This is a genomic window from Candidatus Contubernalis alkalaceticus (assembly GCF_022558445.1).
Lineage (GTDB): Bacteria > Bacillota > Dethiobacteria > SKNC01 > SKNC01 > Contubernalis > Contubernalis alkaliaceticus.
The window spans coordinates 112,769-131,399 of sequence record NZ_CP054699.1 but is presented as its reverse complement, the minus strand read 5'-3'; the positions used below and the strand labels follow the sequence as shown (position 1 = coordinate 131,399).

Annotated in this window: 18 protein-coding genes and 1 other annotated feature; all 18 genes read right to left on the bottom strand. The window is 41.1% G+C overall.

Annotated elements, in window-relative coordinates; translation table 11 throughout:
• Window positions 1-104: 104 nt before the first annotated feature.
• Window positions 105-572: a S1 RNA-binding domain-containing protein gene (locus HUE98_RS00600; RefSeq protein WP_241421973.1), complete on the bottom strand. Its 468-nt coding sequence runs from the start codon at window positions 570-572 to the stop codon at window positions 105-107.
• Between the two features lie 55 nt (window positions 573-627).
• The gene (locus HUE98_RS00595) at window positions 628-1,008 is read right to left on the bottom strand and encodes an FtsB family cell division protein (RefSeq protein ID WP_241421972.1); all 381 of its coding nucleotides are present in this window, start codon (window positions 1,006-1,008) and stop codon (window positions 628-630) included.
• Window positions 1,009-1,077: 69 nt separating this feature from the next.
• Complete coding sequence (gene yabQ / locus HUE98_RS00590; RefSeq protein WP_241421971.1) at window positions 1,078-1,581, bottom strand: spore cortex biosynthesis protein YabQ; 504 nt, start codon at window positions 1,579-1,581, stop codon at window positions 1,078-1,080.
• Between the two features lie 37 nt (window positions 1,582-1,618).
• Window positions 1,619-1,918, bottom strand: coding sequence for a sporulation protein YabP (gene yabP, locus HUE98_RS00585; RefSeq protein WP_241421970.1), 300 nt, complete (start codon window positions 1,916-1,918; stop codon window positions 1,619-1,621).
• A gap of 174 nt (window positions 1,919-2,092) precedes the next feature.
• Complete coding sequence (locus HUE98_RS00580) at window positions 2,093-3,094, bottom strand: SpoIID/LytB domain-containing protein (protein WP_241423470.1); 1,002 nt, start codon at window positions 3,092-3,094, stop codon at window positions 2,093-2,095.
• A gap of 261 nt (window positions 3,095-3,355) precedes the next feature.
• Window positions 3,356-3,628: an HU family DNA-binding protein gene (locus tag HUE98_RS00575; RefSeq protein WP_241421969.1), complete on the bottom strand. Its 273-nt coding sequence runs from the start codon at window positions 3,626-3,628 to the stop codon at window positions 3,356-3,358.
• A 99-nt stretch (window positions 3,629-3,727) separates the two neighbouring features.
• Window positions 3,728-4,540 (bottom strand): nucleoside triphosphate pyrophosphohydrolase, encoded by an 813-nt coding sequence (gene mazG / locus HUE98_RS00570; RefSeq protein WP_241421968.1) that lies wholly within the window; start codon window positions 4,538-4,540, stop codon window positions 3,728-3,730.
• 30 nt (window positions 4,541-4,570) lie between these two features.
• A complete protein-coding gene (locus HUE98_RS00565; protein WP_241421967.1) occupies window positions 4,571-6,232 on the bottom strand; it encodes a putative polysaccharide biosynthesis protein in 1,662 nt (553 codons plus the stop codon).
• Window positions 6,233-6,456: 224 nt separating this feature from the next.
• Window positions 6,457-7,011 carry a stage V sporulation protein T gene (spoVT, locus tag HUE98_RS00560; protein WP_277623694.1) on the bottom strand — a complete coding sequence of 185 codons (555 nt, stop codon included), beginning with the start codon at window positions 7,009-7,011 and terminating at the stop codon, window positions 6,457-6,459.
• A gap of 98 nt (window positions 7,012-7,109) precedes the next feature.
• On the bottom strand, window positions 7,110-8,066 hold the full coding sequence (locus tag HUE98_RS00555; RefSeq protein ID WP_407080269.1) for a peptidyl-prolyl cis-trans isomerase: 957 nt from the start codon (window positions 8,064-8,066) through the stop codon (window positions 7,110-7,112).
• A gap of 26 nt (window positions 8,067-8,092) precedes the next feature.
• Window positions 8,093-11,632, bottom strand: a complete 3,540-nt coding sequence (mfd, locus tag HUE98_RS00550; RefSeq protein WP_241421965.1) for a transcription-repair coupling factor — start codon at window positions 11,630-11,632, stop codon at window positions 8,093-8,095.
• Window positions 11,633-11,980: 348 nt separating this feature from the next.
• Window positions 11,981-12,817, bottom strand: coding sequence for a prephenate dehydratase (gene pheA, locus HUE98_RS00545; protein ID WP_241421964.1), 837 nt, complete (start codon window positions 12,815-12,817; stop codon window positions 11,981-11,983).
• 132 nt (window positions 12,818-12,949) lie between these two features.
• Window positions 12,950-13,960 (bottom strand): 3-deoxy-7-phosphoheptulonate synthase, encoded by a 1,011-nt coding sequence (gene aroF, locus HUE98_RS00540; RefSeq protein ID WP_241421963.1) that lies wholly within the window; start codon window positions 13,958-13,960, stop codon window positions 12,950-12,952.
• A 100-nt stretch (window positions 13,961-14,060) separates the two neighbouring features.
• Window positions 14,061-14,355, bottom strand: a binding site (T-box leader).
• An 85-nt stretch (window positions 14,356-14,440) separates the two neighbouring features.
• The gene (pth, locus tag HUE98_RS00535) at window positions 14,441-15,025 is read right to left on the bottom strand and encodes an aminoacyl-tRNA hydrolase (RefSeq protein WP_241421962.1); all 585 of its coding nucleotides are present in this window, start codon (window positions 15,023-15,025) and stop codon (window positions 14,441-14,443) included.
• Window positions 15,026-15,072: 47 nt separating this feature from the next.
• Entirely contained in the window at window positions 15,073-15,720 is a 648-nt protein-coding gene (locus HUE98_RS00530; protein WP_241421961.1) for a 50S ribosomal protein L25, read from the bottom strand.
• Between the two features lie 92 nt (window positions 15,721-15,812).
• Window positions 15,813-16,781: a ribose-phosphate diphosphokinase gene (locus HUE98_RS00525; protein WP_241421960.1), complete on the bottom strand. Its 969-nt coding sequence runs from the start codon at window positions 16,779-16,781 to the stop codon at window positions 15,813-15,815.
• Between the two features lie 48 nt (window positions 16,782-16,829).
• Complete coding sequence (gene glmU, locus HUE98_RS00520) at window positions 16,830-18,209, bottom strand: bifunctional UDP-N-acetylglucosamine diphosphorylase/glucosamine-1-phosphate N-acetyltransferase GlmU (RefSeq protein WP_241421959.1); 1,380 nt, start codon at window positions 18,207-18,209, stop codon at window positions 16,830-16,832.
• Between the two features lie 70 nt (window positions 18,210-18,279).
• A complete protein-coding gene (spoVG, locus tag HUE98_RS00515) occupies window positions 18,280-18,564 on the bottom strand; it encodes a septation regulator SpoVG (protein ID WP_241421958.1) in 285 nt (94 codons plus the stop codon).
• Between the last annotated feature and the right edge of the window lie 67 nt (window positions 18,565-18,631).

Sequence of the window (18,631 nt, the reverse complement as noted above, 5' to 3'; positions counted from 1 at the left end):
TTAATCTCACCAACAAAAAAAGTATTCCCCAGGAATACTTTAAATAGTACTGGCTTTTATCTCATATAATTTTTTATCGGATAATCCAGGAAGGTAACCTTTAATTAATTTCCGGTTTCCTGTCTGTAATTTCCCCGACCTCCTCTTTTATTCTCAGTATTTTTCTTTAAATCATGCAGCCTTTCATCACTTTCCTTTAAAAATTTAGTCATTTTGTCCTCAAAACCCTGTTTTTGGCCTCTTGGTGGGGCAGGCTTTCTTTTATCCCCTCTATCCCTGCGCTCAAAACGTTCTGGCCTTGCAGGCCGTTCGGTCTGCTGACGGGGAGCAGGAGCCGTGGGATTTGCCTGCTTGATGGAAAGGCCAATTTTGCCTCCCTGATCTACGGATAAAACCTTAACTTTTACCCGATCTTTCTTGGTCAGAAATTCATTAATATCCTTGACGTACGTATCTGCAATTTCTGAAATATGAACCAGACCGACTTCTCCGCCGGAAAGCTGAACAAAAACACCAAAATTAGTAATTCCCGTCACTATTCCTTCAACAATGCTGCCAACTTCAATAGACATACTAAAAATTATCCTCCTCGGGTTGATAAAAATTAAAATAAATATATATAAAGAACTACCTTTCCTTTTCTTTGAAAACGTAGCGGTCTTTATCTACTTTAAACAAAACTTCCCCTGATTTAATCAAACCCAGTTCTTTCCTGGCTAGTATTTCAATATATTCAGGGTTATGAAGAAGTTCTACTTCTTTTAATAATTTATCTTTTTCATTTTCTGCTATTGTAATATCTTCCTTGAGAGCTGAAAGTTGAGCATCCATGCTAAGCACCTTTAAGTGCTGATTGATGAACAGACCGCTAAAATACAAAACCAGGAGAAAAAAAACAAAAAAAACAGCTTTAGGAGAAGAGAAACTATTTGTTCTCCTGCCGGATTTATTTTTTTTATATTTTGAATAATTTAACACTTTATCCCGGGAATCTATATTTTTTCTCATTTTCTAAATTCTCCCCTGAACAATCCTTGAACATAACTCTTGATTCGAGTATTATTTTCTCTGTTTCTTTCAAAAAATCCTTCTTTTATGATTAATTTTATTTAATATTTTACCCAGAGGCTGATAGAAATTTTTAATTTTGTTTTTTAATTTTACTAATTTTTGGTATGCCGGCCTACATAGCCTGCGCAGTATTTTAACAAAAGGACTAAAAATAAATCTAAAAAACCGTGTGATAATTTTAATTATAAAATGTGTAATTTTTAAAAATCTGTCTATTAAGAATACATATATTCTTTTTACAAAAGGACTGAAGAGTACGTAATATAAGATCAGTCCTCCACCCATAGCTAAAAAAATGTATAGACGCACTTCTCCCCAGTTAACCAACAGCAGCAAAAAAGCAGTTATCATGGTAATAATTAACCATAGACTAAAATCTAAAATTAGACGGAGCCAGGGAGTTACCCTGATATACTTTTTTAGAATATGATAAAAATCAAAAATAAATCCAGATATAAATCCAATACAGATTAAAAAAAACAGGTCAGCAAACTGGTTTCCCACAGTCATAACGGCACCTCCGTAATAAACAGCCCTAACTATTTATTTACCTGAAAAGCCTCTCCAGGAAACTTCCGCCTTTGCCTCTCAATCCCCTGGTTCCTTTTTCTTCCGAGTAAGCTAATTCCAACACAAACCCTTCAATAGACAGGTTGCCCTGCTCTAGGTTCAAATGTTTTATATGAAGTTCCTCGCCCCGAATTGCCAAGAGCCCCATCTCTGTTTCCAAAATAATTTCCTCATCATCAAAACTATCCACATGTACTACTCCATTAATTTCCATATACTCACGATTTTCTATAACCAGCCTGTGTTGTTGGTTTACCGGCTTCCTTTTTTCTTCCACTGTTTTTCTCCTCCCTTTTTTAATTACTGCTAATATTTTCTTTAATTTCATAATTATGCAGGATTAAAGCAATTATGAATGGTCTCAACAATAAAAATAAATAATTAAACTGGCTCAAAGAGCCAGTTTGATTATTTATAAAAATATTTTAGTTGAAATGTTAATTAACAAATCCTAATCCCAGAGTTTAACGATATCTACGTCTTTATAATAGTATCTGACAATTTCCTCTGGAGATAATCCGTCATCAGCATGGGCCCGGGCACCCCACTGACACATACCCACCCCATGACCAAAACCGGTGCCGCTAAAAGTTACTTCATTTCCTGATATATCCATTTCATTTATGAAGGTGGATCGCATTTCTGTGCTGCCCAGAGCAAGCCTTAAATCAGGAGCAACTACCTCGGTATCATTGGCCCTAAAGAGAGTTACCCTGCCAGAGGGACCCTTCTCAACAATTTCAAATTCAGTGATGGGTCCCGGATCTTCTCCTGTTACTTCCTGAACAGCACTTCTTATCTGCTCCAAACTGAAAGATTCATCCCAATCTTTTTCTTCCTGAGGAACAATATCTGTGGCTGGACTTCTAACCACATGAATATAAGGTGGATTCCCTCCTTTAAAAGCTAAACCCTCGTCCGCCAGTGCCGTCTGAGGCCCCGCAAAAGCATGAAACCAGCCTCGAATAAAATTACCCTGATGCACAACAACTTCCCCCCGGGTCATCTCCACCGCTTTTTCTACATTCTCCGTTATGGCTTCGGCATCATACGCCTGGAACTCTTCAATATCTGTGGAAGCATGGGCATTTCGTTGGGGTACTCCACCATTTTCTTCAATTTTCTGGAGTGTAAAACTCCTGGCAATAATGGCCTGTGCAGCCAGTGCAGTTTCCGGCCAATCCGGCTTCATTTCCCCGGCCACCACACCTTTTATATATTCTTCAAAGTCCATACTCCTGACAGACCCTTCCTCACTGATATAAACCTGTAATACCGGTTCCTGATTTTCTTCGGTTTTGATCTCCGGGGGAATCTCCGGAGAAGCCTGCTCCTGAAGCGGCTGAATTTCCTGTCCATCCCTTGAACCAACAAACCTGCTCACCACTACCAAAAACAGAATCACTAACAAAACTGAACCAACAATCCAGTAATTCTTATTATGAGTAGGCATTTTAATCACGTCATGCCTCCTAAAAAATGCTTGTATTTAAATCATCTTTAATCATAGTATTCGCTTAAAAAGTAAAACATTATACCCACATCTATCTAAATTACTCATAGAAAATCTATTTGCTTTTAACTATAGGATGTAAGAACCATGGAAAAATTGCTTACAGAATTATACCTGGAAAAAACCCAAAAAAAATTAGGCTCAAACGTGGAGAACCTAATTTTTAACCTTTGTGCTTTTGTTATGGATATCTCAAGGTTACTACTTTACACTTTCTTTTAGAGCTTTACCGGCTTTAAAAACGGGAACAGTAGCTTGAGGTATCTGAATTACATCTCCTGTGGCGGGGTTTCTTCCCTCCCGAGCCTTACGGGTCCGTAAATCAAAGGTGCCAAATCCAATTAACTGAACTTTTTCACCTTTAGTCAAAGTATCAGTGATCCCCTCAAAAACAGCATTAACCACCTTTTCGGTGTCCTTTTTCGTCATCCCTGCCTTCTCTGCCACTACGCTGATTAGTTCAGATTTATTCACCAAAATCCCTCCTATTTTACAATCTTAATAATTAGGTAATATAAAAGCTAATTCGCTATTGTTTTTAAAACTCCTGCATATTTATTGTTTTTTTTTACCTTATAATCCATGTTTTTTAGCCTTTTCCCATAATCTGTCCAACTGTTCCAATTTATATTCAGTAAAATCTTTTTCTTTTTTTTTGATTTCTCTTTCCATATAATTCAATCGACGTAAAAATTTGTCCACCGCAGAACCCATAGCTAACTCCGCATCTACCTCTAACATCCGGGATACATTTACTGCGGCAAAAAGTAAATCTCCTATTTCTTCTTCTATTTTATCCTTTTCCCCATTTTTATATACGTTATCCAGTTCCTTTAGTTCTTCTATTACCTTGTCAAAAGCTCCATCTACCTTATCCCAATCAAAACCTACCCCCGCCGCTTGCTGCTGAACCTTTTGTGCTCTCTTTAAAGCCGGCAGCCCCTGGGGAGAAGAAAATAGACTTTTCTGCTTCTTTTCCTTCCTTTTAATTTCAGACCATTTTAAAGAAACGCCCTGGGCGTCCTCAATTCTTTCCTGACCGAAAACATGGGGGTGTCGGCGGATAATTTTTTCGCATATTTTTTCAATAACTTCACCCATATGAAATGATCCCGTTTCCGATGCCAGCTGACTGTGAAAGACAACCTGCAGCAGCAGGTCCCCCAATTCTTCACATAGTGAATCCATATCTTTTTGGTCTATGGCATGTATTACCTCAAAAGTTTCTTCCAAAAGATATGGCTTCAAACTCTGATGCGTCTGTTTTTTATCCCAAGGGCACCCATCAGGCTGCCTGAGCCGAGACATCATGTCCACCAGCCGGGAAAGGCTTTGTGCCTGGTTACCGTTCTTAACTTCTTCTGATGCTGTATTTTTTTCCTTCATAAATTGTAATCTCCTCACCTGACAAAATTCTTATCCCCTTAAAATATGAAGCATATTGGCTAACCTGATGAGATAAGGGCCTAACTTGGGGATTAATTTGAGGTCCTCTCTAGTAATACTCCCCGTTATAAATAAAAATATACCATAACTCACCATTCCCGCTACGATAGCCAGGAGTGCAGCCCCTGCATTGCTTAAAGATATAGCTCTGGACGCTGTGACCAGGTCCGGCAGCTGCAGAAAAAGGGCGGTAAACAGTTGATTTAAATAAATATATGCCAGATAAACAACCACACCCATGCCTGTTACCGCCGACAGGGGCTTAATCACCAGTTCACTTAAAGTTAATCTAACCCTGGTTAATTTATACACATCTAAAAAGTTCAGCAGAGATGAAACCGCAAACCCAATCACTGTGGCAAAGGCAGCTCCCTGTATGTTAAACTGAGGTTGTGCCGTCAGGGTCCAGGTGAGTATGGTCTTGATGAAAGCTCCATAGACCATGTGTTTTACCGGCAGCATTGTCTTCCCCATCCCATGTAAGATACCGGTGGTAGTCTGGTAAAGAGTAATGAAAACTACACTCAGAGCGCTGGCCTTTAAAGGCAGTGCCGCTTCTGCATTATCAAAAAGCAGTACAGTAATGGGTTCCGCCAGAATAAACAGGCCTACCGCCGCCGGCAGCCCTAAAATTATGGTAAGCCGGACCACCAGGTTAGTATTACGCCTGATTACACTCTGGTTATTTAAAGCCAGCGCTTCAGATATGGAAGGCACCAGGCTAATTGCCAGGGCTATGGTGAGAATGGCGGGAATCTGAATCAGAGACCCGGCCATCCCCGTCAGCTGACCATAAAGCGCTCTGGCCCTCTCCACCGTAAAGCCTGCGGTTTGAAGCTGTTGTGGCACAATACTCAAATCCAGAATTGAAATCAGAGGTAGAACCAGGTTACCTACCGTAATAGGAATAGAAATTGCGGCAATTTTATATAAAGCCCGGGAAAACCCCAGAGATTCTTTTGTTCTCTGCCTCCCTGCCTTTTGAAACATGTCCGGAGTAGTTTTAAAAAAATATATGACCAGAAAAGCCAGGCCAAAAACTGCTCCGGCAGCAGCCCCAAATGTTGCCCCACCGGCTGAGTACTCAAGCCCCCGGGGAAGCAATGCCAGGGCCAAATAAATGGCAACGGCTACCCGGGTTATCTGCTCTATTATTTGCGATATCCCCGTGGGAAGCATAGACTGCTGTCCCTGAAAAAATCCCCGGAAGGCTGACATCACCGCCACGAAAAAAATAGCTGGTGATATAAATAAAATAGGTATTAGTGCCTGGGAGTCCCCAATTACATACTCTACAATATAATCTGCCCCATAAAACAACCCGACGCTGATAATAAACCCGCTTACAGCCAGAACAATAACGGCTACCTTAAAAACCCGAACAGCACCATAATAATTTTTTACCGCCAGATTTTCCGCCACCAGTTTCGAGACGGCAATGGGAATCCCTGCCGTAGATATTATTAACAGAGCACTGTAAATAGGATAGGCCATCTGATAGAGGCCAATCCCTTCGTCCCCTATTAAAGCAGCCAGGACGATTCTAAATATTGCTCCAATCATCCTGGAAATAATACCTGCTAATGTAAGAATGACTGCTCCTTTAATAAAAGACTGTTTACCCGGCAACATCTTACCCACCTTTCTACTTTCAGTGCACAGGCCAATTAATAACTACTAAAAGCTGACAATCGTGAACAACCTTTAGCCTAAAGTAGTCACAACATTTAATTATTAATATCCGTATGCATTTAAAAGTAATTATATCAATAAATATAAAAAAAAAAAACTACACAAAAGAAGTAGTAACCAATTAGTTACTACTTCTTTAGAGTTTCATTTACACCATCCATCAATTATTGCTCCATCTGTTTTGCTAGAAAACTAGCAGCAGTCTCCGCCAGCTTTAATTCCATGTCCCCCATCTTCACATCTTTTTCTTTATTGCCTAAAATGACTGCCCCAATGGGATCCCCCTCGGCAATAATAGGTGCAATTACTTCTACGGTAAACTTGATCACACCTTCTTCTTCGCTCTCCTTATAATAAGGGTGCTCAGCGGGGTTGTTGATGGAAACACTTTTCCTGGTTTCCATTACCTTCTCTACAGCCGGACTCAAAGGTCTATTTAAGAATTCCTTTTTTGGAGCACCAGCCACAGCAATAATTGTATCTCTATCGGCAATACAGGCAATATGACCGATGGCTTCGTAAAGGGAATCAACATATTCCTGCGCAAAGTCACCTAACTCACCAATGGGTGAATACTTCTTTAAAATAACCTCGCCATCGCGGTCTACAAAAATTTCTAACGGGTCTCCTTCGCGAATGCGTAAGGTTCTTCTGATTTCCTTGGGAATTACTACCCTTCCCAGATCATCAATGCGTCTTACGATGCCTGTTGCTTTCAAATACCTTCCCTCCTTTTTCTGCTTTGAATTACAGATTAAACCTTCTTGTTTTAGTATATATCCGAAGGAAAGGTTTTATTCACTTTTGCTTTTAAAATTTAATTGTCCTCTAAATAATTTTCAATAACCGCATTTTCTGTAAGTTCTGTAGTGTAATGATAGAAGACTTCTTCTTTTTTTAGCATCATAACATCTTCTTTAATCTCATCATAACTGTAATAATATGAATCTTCCTTCTCATGCAGCTTAATTACGTGCCAACCGAAAGGGGTTTCTATCGGTTCACTGATTTCACCCACCTCTAGAGCAAAAGCAGCCTCGGTAAATATAGGATCAAAGTGCTGATCTACTTCAGAAATCACAAACTCAGAGGATTCATCCAGAGATACATCATTAGATATTTCTTCAAATTCTTCACCGTTTTCCAGACGCTCCATTATTTCCAGAGCTTCCTCTTCCAGCTCTACCAGTATATGAGATATCCTTACAAAGCCGGGATCTAGAAACATATCCTTGTTGTCTTCATAATACTGCTTGGCATCCTGCTCTAGAATACCTTCCACTACATGCTCATAAAGAAGGTGTATCAGATAATTCTCTCTTAGCATTGACCTTAAAACATCTTCGGAGAGCTTATCCTTTTTCATTCTTTCCTGAAATTGTTCTTCACTTTCAAAAAACTCGACAATAATCTCCTTAAGTTCCTCCTGGTATTGTTTCTCCGCCTCTTCGTCATCAATGATCAGTCCAATCCTGTCAATTTCTTGACTGACCAGCTTGGACTGAATCAAAGAATTCAACAAGCTGGATTCTATGAAAAACTTAAATTCTTCATCGTTTTCCAGAGAATCAGAGTACTCCTCCATAAAAAGGTTAAAAATCAGTATCCTTTCATCCAGGTGACTTTGGGTAATCTTCTCACCGTTTACTTCTGCTAAAACTTTCTCCTGCTGACAACCGAATACCGTCAGAATAAGAGCCAGGAGAAGAAATAAAACCAGCAGCTTCTGAATAGATTTCAAAAAAAATACACCCTTTCTTTTTCGAATTGGCATGAATTATTTCTTTTTAATAGTACAAGTTAATTATAATGGATTGCTCTATCATCCGCAAGGCAAAAGAGTTTTTGACAAAATCTTTCAATATGGTCCACTAAAAGATTCTCCTGGACTCCTTGTACATTTAATTTAAAACTAACCCCTTGACCTACCTGCAGGCTGACTTCCTCAGAAAAACTGCTGGCCATCTGCAGCAGATCCTCTCCCCGTCCCTTGAAATCAGAATAAAATTTTACCTTAACCTGGGTTTTTTCCTGAGTTATTGAAGATATTTTCAACTGCCCTGCCAATACTTTTAACCGGGCAATTTTTAAGAGATTCTTTACCGGTTCAGGAACGGGGCCGTAACGGTCAATCATTTCCCTCTCCACATCTGCTGTCTCTTCCGGAGATTCTACCGCTGCTATTTTTTGATAGATATATATTTTTTGGCTGTGATGGTGAATATAAGAAGCAGGTATAAAAGCATTTATATTTAACTCGATTTTTACCTCAGGAGTCTCTTCTTCAGGAAAACCCTTAAGTTCATTTATGCTCTGCTCTAAAAGTTGACAATAAAGATCAAAACCTACGGTAACTATAAAACCATGCTGTTCCGGACCTAGAATATTACCGGCTCCCCTGATTTCCAGGTCTCTCATGGCGATTTTAAACCCCGACCCCAGCTCCGTAAACTCTTTAATGGCCTGCAGCCTCTTTTCTGCCACCTCAGATAAAACTTTATCCTTTTTATAAGTAAGATAAGCATAAGCCAGGCGGTTTGACCTTCCCACTCTCCCCCTCAGTTGGTACAGCTGAGATAAACCCATTTTATCGGCATCGTAAATAATCATTGTATTTACATTGGGAATATCCAAACCCGCCTCCACAATGGTAGTGCTAAGAAGTATATCATAATCTTTGTTTAGAAACTGGTACATGTTTTTTTCCAACCTGGCCTCGGGCATCTGTCCATGTCCAATGACAACCCTGGCCTCGGGTATGATCTGCTTCAATTTTTCTCCCCGTTTTTCTATGGTTTCCACCCGATTATAGACGAAGAATACCTGCCCTCCCCGATTAAGCTCTCTCTGAAGAGCTTCCCTGATCAATGCCTCTGAATACTCCACCACATAGGTTTGAATAGGGTACCGGTTTTCCGGTGGAGTTTCAATTACACTTAGATCCCTGACTCCCACCAGAGACATGTAAAGAGTTCGAGGAATGGGGGTAGCAGTCATAGTCAGCACATCTACATTTTTCCTGAGCATCTTGATTTTTTCCTTATGTTTAACTCCAAAACGCTGTTCTTCATCAATGATTAAAAGGCCTAAATCTTTAAAATGTATATCTGAAGATAACAGGCGGTGAGTTCCGATTATGATGTCTACCCACCCTGATTTGACCTGTTTTACAACCTCTTTTTGCTCTGAGGGTTTTCTAAACCGGCTTAACACTTCAATGTTTACAGGAAAACCTTCGAACCTTTCTTTAAAACTCCGGTAATGCTGCTGTGCCAAAATAGTAGTAGGGACCAGGAATGCTACCTGCTTATGTTCCATCACTGCTTTAAATGCTGCCCGTAATGCAATTTCCGTCTTACCATAACCCACATCACCACAGATTAAACGATCCATAGGTTTTTTATTTTCCATATCTTTTTTTACATCACTGATGGCTTTCAGCTGGTCTGGAGTTTCCTCAAAAGGAAAGCGGTCTTCAAATTCCCTCTGCCAGTTGTGATCAGGTGAATACGCGTGCCCCTGCACAGATTCCCTGACTGCATATAACTTCAAAAGCTCCTGAGCCAGTTTCTGCACAGATTCTTTTACCCTGCTTTTAACCCGAGACCATTCACTGCTGCCCATACCGTGGAGTTTTGGTTTCCTGCCTTCCCCACCGATATATTTTTTTACCAGTCCAATCTGGTCAGTGGGGATAAAGAGTTTATCCTCACCGGCGTATTTAATATAAAGGTAATCTTTATTCAGCTGGTTGATTTCCAACGTTTTAATGCCCAGGTATTGACCAATCCCATGCTGTTCATGGACCACAAAATCCCCCATCTCCAGATCATGATAATCAGAAATGGTAATGCCTTCTTTAGAGGTCTTCCAGACTTTCTTTTTTTTATATTTTGGAATCAATTCCTGCTCTGAAATCAGAGCTGTTTTTGTTTCCGGTAAAATAAAACCGTTTTCCAAATTACAGTTAATAACCCCCACTGTTCCCGGTAAAATATTCTCCGGGGTAGAGGTAAAAGAGGCCCTGATATTCTCCTCTTCAAAGGAATGGGCGGCTTCTTTTCCTCGTTCTTTGGAGGAAGCCAGAAGAAATACCCGATAACCTTCCTTAAACCAATGATTGATTTCCCCTCTCAAAAAATCCCACTGCCCATGGAACCGGGGCATATTTTTATTAGCAATGGTAACAATGCTTTGGGGAGTAAACCCTGGAATTTTACGCATAAGAAGGGAAAAAGAAAGGTATGGGGCCTTATGGGTAAATATAAAGTCATGAATACTTTTATTCAGTTTTGTTTGACCCGGAAGAATAGCCCCCTCAACCAGCATAGAGCTGTTGGTTTCTTCCATCTCAAAGGTCAACTTTTGGCTGTTTTCTAAAATATGCACCGGTTCATCCAAAAACACCAGAGCATCTTTAGGAAGATAATCCATAATGGTATGCAGCCGGGGATAAAAATAAGGAAGGTATTGTTCAATTTCACTAAAATAAATTTTTTCTTTAATTTTTTCCAAATGATACTCTACTTTAGATGCAAGTTTTGAGGCAGCCTCCATTTCCCCAGCCCTGTTAAGAGCGGTCAATCTCTTCTCTAAATCCTTCTCAATCTCTACCCTGCCCCGCAGAAATGCCCCTTGATCCAAAATTAGCTCCTGCACAGGATTTATGTGAACTTCCCTGAGGCTTTTTTTAGACCTCTGGGAAGAAAGGTCAAACTCCCGAAGAGATTCTGCTTCATCTCCAAAGAATTCTATTCTTACAGGATTCCGTAAAGTGGAGGGAAAAATATCTAAAATACCTCCCCGAAGGCTGAACTGCCCCCTGCCCTCTACCAGGGGAGACCTTTCATATCCCAGCTGTACTAACCGCTGGGTCAGTTCTTCCAGGGAAAAACTTGATTTCTCCGAAATTTTTAAGGAAGAAACTGCCCAAAGATCTTTGGGAGGCAAAAGAGACATCAGGGCCGATGCTGGGGCGATGACCAAAAAGTCACCTCCGGCCGTTATTTTTTCCAAAACCTGCAGACGCTGCTCTGTTATCTCTCTACTGTGAGAAATGGACTCATAAAAAATACTCTCCCTGGCAGGGAAAAGCAGAACTTTCTCCCCAGAAAAGAAATTCAAAAAATTCTCATAAATCTTCTCCGCATTAAAAAGATCAGTCGTAACCACCAGCACCGGACGCCCGGTATTTACCTTAACAGCAGTCATAACCAGGTTTTTCTGACTGCCGTCTATCCCATATATCAGCTGACTAGGCATATGTTGCTCTATATTTTCTAAAACTGTTTGAAAATTTTCATCTTCCGTTAGAAGATTTAAAATAAATTCACCACACATTTATACTGTTCCTCCCGGCTTCAAAGCAAAAAAAGCCTTAAGCAAAAACTTGAGGCCTGCTTCCTCCATGAACTTTTCTAAAGATATGCAATCTTTTTGACCTCCCAGAGTTCCCAAAAAAATTACAGCTTCTAAGGAACACCAGTTTGAATATACCATAATTGCAAGAAGAATGGAAGCCAAAATCCTTCAAAAATTACAGATATAATTTCAAATAATTTCAAATAACTAAAACGATTTTTTTTTATCCTTTTAAATGATAAATAGAATAAATAGCTTTCCACCTTGCTTATCATATTATTCCCTGAAAACCTGTATTATTCACTGATGCGCCCAAAAAGCCCACATTTAGGGCATCTCACCTTGAGGATATGATCCAAGGACTCTCAAGAAAACCGTATTTTCCCCCACAGACTCCAAAGTTTCTTTTATTTTAGGTTCATTTAAGTGCCCCTCTAAATCAACAAAAAACAGGTAGTCCCCAAAGTTTCTTTTTGAAGGACGGGATTCAATTCGTGTTAAATTAAGTTGCCTCAAGGCAAATTCCTTTAAAACTTGATATAGTGCCCCGGGCCCATCTTTAATCCCAAAAACCAGAGAAGTTTTATCCTTTCCGGTAGCTTCTCTATTATGCTTCAAAGAAAGCACGATAAAACGGGTATAATTGCAGTCATAGTCGTGAATGTTCTCCTCTAAGACCTTTAAACCATACAGATCTGCCGCCCTTCGGGTTCCAATAGCGGCACAAGTATTGTCATTTCTTCTTTCCGAGATTAACCGGGCTGCCTGGGCTGTACTTAAAGTTAACTCTGTTTGTGACTGCGGTAGGTGTTTTTCAATAAACTTGCGGCACTGAGCTACTGCCTGGGGATGGGAATATAAATGTTTAACATCTCCTGTTGTGCCTCCTTCTTTACCCAGCAAATGATGCGATACCGGGATAATAACTTCCCCATTAATAACCAGATTGGTTTCCCTGGCTAAGATGTCCAGGGTTATATTCACGGAACCCTCCAAAGAATTTTCTACCGGCACTATGCCCCATTCTACCTCTTTCCCTATCGCCCTGATTACTTCAGAAATAGTACTATATTCTTTTATCTCCTCCGGCGGCAGTTGTATATATTTAAAAAGTGCTTCCTGAGTAAAAGTCCCAGGAGGGCCAAGATAACCCATTTTATACATGATCACCACTCCTTGCTATCTACTTTATCATTTAAAATCCAGTCTTTTCTTTTTTTGCCTTAGGAAATGGTGAAGATAAGACAAGGAGGCAGGAATAGAGAAGGTTTCTCTTGTCTTATCATCAGCCCATCTTTATGCACGGCCAACAGCTTTTAGAAATGGTTTTAGCTCTGCCACAAGCCTTTGTAAATTTTTAGGGCTCAAGGACTGCTCTCCGTCACACAGTGCCTCTGAAGGACAGGGATGTGCTTCGATTAAAAGCCCATCGGCTCCGGCAGCTACAGCAGCCTTAGCAAGAGGCGCCACCAGTTTCCACATGCCGGTAGCATGAGAAGGGTCCACCACTATGGGCAGATGACTGAGACTTTTGATTAAAGGGACGGCGCTTAAATCCAGGGTATTTCGGGTATAGGTTTCAAAGGTCCTTATTCCCCGTTCGCACAGCACTACATTATAGTTTTCTTCTGCCAAAATATATTCTGCTGACATCAACCATTCCTCAATGGTGGCAGACAATCCTCTTTTTAAGAGGACCGGTTTTCCGGTCATACCCACCGCCTTCAACAAGGAATAATTCTGCATATTCCGGGAGCCAATTTGCAGCATATCAGCATAATTAGCTACCAGTTCAACATCCTGGGTGTTAATCACCTCTGTTACTACCGGTAGGCCTGTTTCCTCCCGGGCCCGAGCCAACATTTTTAGTCCCTCCTCCTCCAACCCCTGAAAGGCGTAGGGAGAAGTTCGGGGTTTGAAGGCACCCCCCCTAAGGATTTTGCCTCCTGCTGCTTTTACTGCCCGGGCAATTTGAACCATCTGTTCCTCGTTTTCTACAGCGCAGGGGCCGCACATGGTAACTACCTTGCTTCCACCTATTTCTACGTCCCCTACCTTGACCACTGTATCTTCTTCCTTTGCCTCTCGGCTAACCATCTTATAAGGTTTCATGATGGACATCACTTTTTCTACCCCGGGGTATGACTCCAGGTTGAGAGAATTAGCAACTTTGCGGTCCCCCACCGCACCCAACACCAACCTCTTTACTCCTTGAATCGGATGAATTTTAAAGCCTAAACTCTCCAGCCTGCTTTGCACTGCAGCAACTTCTTTTGAAGAAGCATCTAATTTCATAACTACAATCATTTTATTTACCTCCTATTAGATTATTATTTAAAAAATAAAACGGATATATAAGCCTTAGGGACGAAAGCTCATATACCCGTAAAATAAAAAAACCTCTCGTCATAGGGACGAGAAGTTACTTTCGCGGTACCACCCTAGTTGATTTCTGCCATACTGCTGCAGAAAACCTACTCTACAGGTACGGGACGTGCATAATAAGATACACTTCCGATACCCGCTTCCTGTTAACGGTAGAAGACCCCCGGCTCAGCCTACTTACTCATGGTAAACATAAGTTTCAGCCTGCAGTTCAAGAGGGAACTTCAACCGGCCCTTCAATAGCTGTGCTTTCAGTCAATGACACAGCCTCCCTAGAAATCAGAAACCCGCTTACTTTCCTCTTTCATTACTTTTATTATATACTTTCTAAAATTATAACACAGGCAGCAGCTTACAAGCAAGTGTTAATTTTAAAAAATCCCCCTTGCCTTGTTGTCAAAATCAACAATTATATCGATTCATGGCTGTATCTATTCCCTCTAATAGCAAAATTTCCAGGGCCTCCGCTGCCTTTTTAATAACCTCTTTTAGCAGTGGTTCCTCCTGAGAAGAAAACCCCTCCAGGACATAGTTTCTAACCCCGGCGCCATCGTCTTCAGGATTTCCATTATTTTGGGGCCTGCCGATACCTATTTTTAAACGAACAAAATCCCGGGTGTTCAACTTTTCAATAATAGAATCCACTCCCCGGTGTCCGCCGCTTCCTCCCTTGACTTTAAACCGAATACGACCCAGTTCCAAGTCCATATCATCATGCACAATCACCAGGGACTCTAAAAATAATTCCCTGGAACTCAAAAGAACATCCTTCACTGCCCTACCGCTTAGATTCATATAAGTCAAAGGTTTAACCAGCAGAACCTTTTCTCCAGCAATCTGTCCCCTGCTCAGAAGTGAGTGATGTTTTAACTGATTAAAGCTCATATTATGTTTCAGGGCTAAGGCTTCCACCACCATAAATCCAATGTTGTGTCTGCTAAAAAAGTATTCCCTGCCGGGATTACCAAGCCCTACCATTAACTTCATCTTTGCTCTCCTCTTTACCTGAAAAAACACACTTTCGGAAAATAATACTACTCTTCACTTTCCCCTTCTTCTTCTGCTGACTCTTCAGCGCCTTCTTCTAGAATTTCTTCCTCCTCCATCGGTTCTTCCTCAGCGGTTGGTGCCAGGACACTGATAATGGTCTCTTCTGGATCACCCATAACTTCTGCTCCCTCTGGAATCATTAGGTCACTAACATTTAAGCTTGCTCCAATGTCCAGTTGAGAAATATCCACCTCTAAGTATTCTGGAATATCGGTGGGAAGAGTCTCTACAATGACCTCCCTGAGCTGTATGGATGGAACCCCACCCTCTTTGACGCCTACCGGCTCTCCTATAAAACTGATGGGAACCTTTACCTGGATTTTGTCCTCCAGAGAAATTCCTATAAAATCTACATGCAGAAAAATATCTTTAATAGGGTGCTTTTGAATTTCTTTTACCATAACAGTTTCTTTACGTTTTTTATCTCCCTCAATCAACAGGTCTATTAAAATATTGGCTCCTGCAGAGGTATTAAGGGCCTGATATAGTTCCTTCCGCCCCACCGATACCAGGGTATTATCAACTTTTTTGCCATATACTACGGCAGGAACAACATCCATCTTTCTCATATCCTTTATCTGTCCTTTGGAGGAAACCTCCCGTGCCTGTGCTATAAGTTCAAGTCTTTCCATAAAACAGTTCTCCTTTCTACTGTGACCAAAACTGGTAATTTATCATAACTAGTATTATAACCATTAACTATTTTTAAGTCAAATAAGAGTCGTTAATCAAAAAGTTTGCTTACCGAAAGCTCCTCGTGGATGCGAATGATAGCATCCCCAATCAGGGGTGCTACCGAAAGAATTCGGATATTAGGCAGCATTTTTTCCTCCATCAGCTGAATGCTGTTGGTAACCACTACTTCCTTAATATTGGCACTTTCCAGTCTCTCCTTGGCAGGGCCTGAAAGAATGGCATGGGTACAACAGACATAAATTTCTTTAGCTCCCTGCTCCATTAGTGCCATGGCTCCATGGACAATGGTCCCGGCGGTATCAATAATATCGTCAATCATAATTACCGTCCGGTTTTCTACCTTTCCAATAATGTTCATCACTTCAGAAACATTGGGTTCAGGACGCCTTTTGTCAATAATAGCTATGGGACAATTGAGATAGTCCGCCAGTTTTCGTGCCCGGGTCACTCCCCCTAGATCCGGTGAAACCACAGTAGGGGAATCCAGCTGCTTTTGATTAAAATACTTGGCAATTATAGGCACCCCCGGAAGGTGGTCTACTGGAATGTTAAAAAAACCCTGAATTTGACCTGCATGCAGGTCCATGGTAATCACCCGGTGAGCTCCGGAGGTGGTTATTAAATCCGCCATAAGCTTGGCCGTAATGGGATCCCGGGCCCGGGTTTTCCGGTCCTGTCGGGCATAACCAAAATATGGGATTACCGCATTAATACTTTTAGCAGAAGCTCTTTTTATAGCATCTATCATTATTAAAAGCTCCATAATATTATCATTGGTGGGAGGAGCCAGTGGTTGTACTACGTAAACATCTGCGCCCCTTACGCTTTCTCCAATATAGCTGGTTATTTCACCGTCACAAAACTGCTGGATTTCACCCTTACCTAAGGGAATACCAATATGCTGGGCAATTTCTTCAGCTAAAGGGATATTAGCCGTCCCGGTAAAGATCTTAAGTTTTTTATCGGGATACACTTTTTTAGACCCCCTGCTCTTCATTATCTATGCATACTTTATTTTCTCTTTATATAAAAGATTTTCCTGCTGCTATTTATTCTTTTTTGATTTTAATATGGAACGAAGACGCTCTGCTCCCTTTAATTTGTTAACCTGGGCAGCCCTTCCAATGGCCAGGGCATTTTGGGGCACATTCTCTTTAATGGTAGAACCGGCCGCCACATAAGCCCCTTCTCCTATAACTACCGGAGCGATTAGATTGCTATTGCACCCCACAAAGGCTCCATCTTCTATATAGCTGTGATGTTTAGTAACCCCATCGTAATTCACAATTATGGTGCCGGCTCCCAGGTTGGCCCTTTCTCCCACGGTAGTATCCCCGACATAACTCAAATGTGGCACCTTACTCCCGCTCCCGATCTGAGATTTTTTAATCTCTACAAAGTCTCCTACCTTTGCTCCACGACAGATACGGGACTCCGGACGGATGTAAGCAAAGGGGCCGATGTTAGCTTCCTCTTCCACAATGCTCTCTAAAATAATAGAATTTTGGAAAGTTACCTTATCTGCCAATGTGGAATCCACCAGACGACTTTGCGGTCCAATCACACATCTCTCCCCAATTTGGGTGCGACCCTGAACTATGGTTTGAGGCATAATTACAGTGTCCTTTCCTACCTTGACATCCACGTCAATGTAGATTGAGGCAGGGTCCACCATAGTAACCCCTTCCAGCATTAATTTTTCATTAATCCTTTTTCGTAAAACTGCTTCTGCCTCCGAAAGCTGCACCCGGGTATTGATTCCCTGAGCTAAGAAAAAATCATCAATTTTAAATGCAGATACTTTCTTTTGCTGATTACTTAAAATCTCCACCAGGTCTGTTAAATAATATTCCCTGTTTTCATTATCATCAGAAATGAGAGCCAAAGTCTCCTTGAGGAGCTGCGCATTAACACAGTAAGTACCGGTGTTTATCTCCCTAATCTTTCGCTCCTCCTCATTGGCATCCTTTTCCTCTTTAATTTTAGTAACCTTTCCTGTTTTGTCTCGAATTATACGGCCGTAACCAAAAGGATTATCCAGATTAGCGGTCAGAACCACCGCGGCACACCCTTCACTCCTATGAAAAGCCAAAAGACCTTCAAAAATATCTTGGGTCAATAGAGGAGTGTCTCCGCAAACAATGAGCACATCCCCTTGCTCTGGAATAGAACTCAATGCCTGGTTTACCGCATGCCCGGTACCTCTCTGCTGATATTGGTAGGCATAGATTACATTCTCTCCTATGGAAGCCCTAACCTCTTCTGCCCTATGACCAATAATAACAATACTTTTCTCCACCACAGGCTTCAAAGCATCAAGAACATGCCCAATCATAGTCTTCCCACATAATTTATGCAGTACTTTAGGCACATCTGATTTCATCCTTGTTCCTTCCCCTGCAGCCAGTATCACCGCCGTGCTCATGTAAATGCCTCCTGTCCTGTTAAAATTTTCCCCTAAAAGAAAAAAGGAGCTTTCAGCTCCGTTTTGATGGTTAAATAAATTCTTCTGCTACTTCCTGCTTATCTAGTTCCTGGTCGTAGGCAGTCAAAACTGCTAACTGAATTACCTCTCTAGTCTGTGAAGTAATTGGATGGGCAATATCTTTAAACTCCCCATCGGGAGTCCTTTTACTGGGCATCGCAACGAACAGACCGTTATTGCCGTCAATAACCCTTACGTCATGAACTACAAACTGTTCATCTAATGTTATAGATACGATTGCCTTCATCTTCCCATCTCGATTAACCTTCCTGACCCTTACATCAGTTACCTCCATAAATCATTCCGCCCCTTTCCTGTTATCCCTGATAACGTAAGCTCTTCATCCTCTCTCTTCCTCTAGC

Coding starts and splice junctions, on each gene's coding strand:
- HUE98_RS00600 (WP_241421973.1), bottom strand. CDS start 572: ATGTCTATTGAAGTTGGCAGCATTGTTGAAGGAATAGTGACGGGAATT.
- HUE98_RS00595 (WP_241421972.1), bottom strand. CDS start 1,008: ATGAGAAAAAATATAGATTCCCGGGATAAAGTGTTAAATTATTCAAAA.
- yabQ (WP_241421971.1), bottom strand. CDS start 1,581: ATGACTGTGGGAAACCAGTTTGCTGACCTGTTTTTTTTAATCTGTATT.
- HUE98_RS00580 (WP_241423470.1), bottom strand. CDS start 3,094: ATGCCTACTCATAATAAGAATTACTGGATTGTTGGTTCAGTTTTGTTA.
- mazG (WP_241421968.1), bottom strand. CDS start 4,540: ATGAAGGAAAAAAATACAGCATCAGAAGAAGTTAAGAACGGTAACCAG.
- HUE98_RS00565 (WP_241421967.1), bottom strand. CDS start 6,232: ATGTTGCCGGGTAAACAGTCTTTTATTAAAGGAGCAGTCATTCTTACA.
- HUE98_RS00555 (WP_407080269.1), bottom strand. CDS start 8,066: ATGCCAATTCGAAAAAGAAAGGGTGTATTTTTTTTGAAATCTATTCAG.
- mfd (WP_241421965.1), bottom strand. CDS start 11,632: ATGTGTGGTGAATTTATTTTAAATCTTCTAACGGAAGATGAAAATTTT.
- pheA (WP_241421964.1), bottom strand. CDS start 12,817: ATGTATAAAATGGGTTATCTTGGCCCTCCTGGGACTTTTACTCAGGAA.
- aroF (WP_241421963.1), bottom strand. CDS start 13,960: ATGATTGTAGTTATGAAATTAGATGCTTCTTCAAAAGAAGTTGCTGCA.
- pth (WP_241421962.1), bottom strand. CDS start 15,025: ATGAAGTTAATGGTAGGGCTTGGTAATCCCGGCAGGGAATACTTTTTT.
- HUE98_RS00530 (WP_241421961.1), bottom strand. CDS start 15,720: ATGGAAAGACTTGAACTTATAGCACAGGCACGGGAGGTTTCCTCCAAA.
- HUE98_RS00525 (WP_241421960.1), bottom strand. CDS start 16,781: ATGAAGAGCAGGGGGTCTAAAAAAGTGTATCCCGATAAAAAACTTAAG.
- glmU (WP_241421959.1), bottom strand. CDS start 18,209: ATGAGCACGGCGGTGATACTGGCTGCAGGGGAAGGAACAAGGATGAAA.
- spoVG (WP_241421958.1), bottom strand. CDS start 18,564: ATGGAGGTAACTGATGTAAGGGTCAGGAAGGTTAATCGAGATGGGAAG.